This is a genomic window from Polynucleobacter sp., assembly GCF_040400325.1.
Taxonomy (GTDB): domain Bacteria; phylum Pseudomonadota; class Gammaproteobacteria; order Burkholderiales; family Burkholderiaceae; genus Polynucleobacter.
The window spans coordinates 1-1,138 of the sequence record NZ_JBBAQK010000052.1; the positions used below are offsets into that span (position 1 = coordinate 1).

The window sequence follows — 1,138 nt, forward strand, 5'->3', positions numbered from 1 at the left end:
CAAAGCTGCCTTCATTTTGGTGATGGCTTCTTCTGCGTAGCGTTCGAAGTACTGGTTCAGAAGTGCGCTCATTTTCAGCCCTTGTCCAATCGGCGTAGGAGGGTGACTTTGTTGTTGGTGCCACTGTTACCGCTGTCGATGAGGTGGCGTATCAATTGGGGCGAGACCTTCCAGCGCTGCCCATCATCGGTGAGCACCACAACGGTCTTGGGATTGAACTTGATCAAGATACCGGTGCGCATGCGTCCATCTGGATCAAAACTCACACGCTGACCCACTTCGAACTTGATCATGGAGTTCAAGGTGTTGTGTTGCTGAATCAATTTAAGTCGTGCGATCACACGGCGATTCAGCGCCAGCAACTCATCTTCGGTCATGTTATCGATGTTGATGTGCATGGGTGCCTTTTAATGCAGTGCGCGAGAAGGTGTACCGCCTTGGCGTCTCGCCTCAGCAGAACTGATGATGATGATGTTGATTTCTTTTTGGGCGATGTCTGCAACTTTTTGTAGCTCATTCATCAAGCCCAAGATTTCAACTTCGCTTTCGTGTGATTTTTTAGGGATAGCAACCACACCCGCAAACATACCAACCAAGTCTTCGAGCACATCCAAGCTCTCGCCAATCTCTGGCGGCAATGTGATTTTGTCTTCACCTTGGAAGAAGCCAGCAATAAAGCACTCAATCTCATCACGCTTGACCTGAGCAAAGTACTTGAGTTCCTTGTCTGTGTTGACACCACTGAATGCGGTGAGCTCAAATGGATGCTCAGGGTCACAATGAGCAGACAACTGGTTCCAAAGACCCATGGCAAACACCTGCATGAGTTCATTGACAGCGGCCATGTTCTTGAAGGGCGGCAGTTCACCTTTCCACAGAGATTTCAGTTCTTGCATGGGATTTACCTGGTCCATGGGACTGGCAATGGCACCCATGAACAGCGCTCTGACTTCATGCAATTCATATTCACACTTGTATTTTTTAAGCAAGCGCCGCACATCAGCATGCAAAGCATTGATGGGTGTGGTGGGCTTGGGTAAAGATTTCATTGGTATATATTTTGTTGTTTATTGGGGTTGGTTGTTCAGTCGTGAGGGTAGGTCTTGGTTGGTAATTCATTTCAGGGGATCAGGTGGAC

At 48.3% G+C, this 1,138-nt stretch carries 2 protein-coding genes; both read right to left on the minus strand.

Features of this window, described 5'->3' with window-relative positions; all coding sequences use genetic code 11:
• Positions 1-74: 74 nt before the first annotated feature.
• Positions 75-398: a hypothetical protein gene (locus ABWP14_RS11480; protein ID WP_353203106.1), complete on the minus strand. Its 324-nt coding sequence runs from the start codon at positions 396-398 to the stop codon at positions 75-77.
• Positions 399-407: 9 nt separating this feature from the next.
• Positions 408-1,049, minus strand: coding sequence for a hypothetical protein (locus tag ABWP14_RS11485; RefSeq protein ID WP_353203107.1), 642 nt, complete (start codon positions 1,047-1,049; stop codon positions 408-410).
• Between the last annotated feature and the right edge of the window lie 89 nt (positions 1,050-1,138).

Excerpts from the sequence above, each read along its gene's own strand:
- ABWP14_RS11480 (WP_353203106.1), bottom strand. The coding sequence starts at position 398 with ATGCACATCAACATCGATAACATGACCGAAGATGAGTTGCTGGCGCTG.
- ABWP14_RS11485 (WP_353203107.1), bottom strand. The coding sequence starts at position 1,049 with ATGAAATCTTTACCCAAGCCCACCACACCCATCAATGCTTTGCATGCT.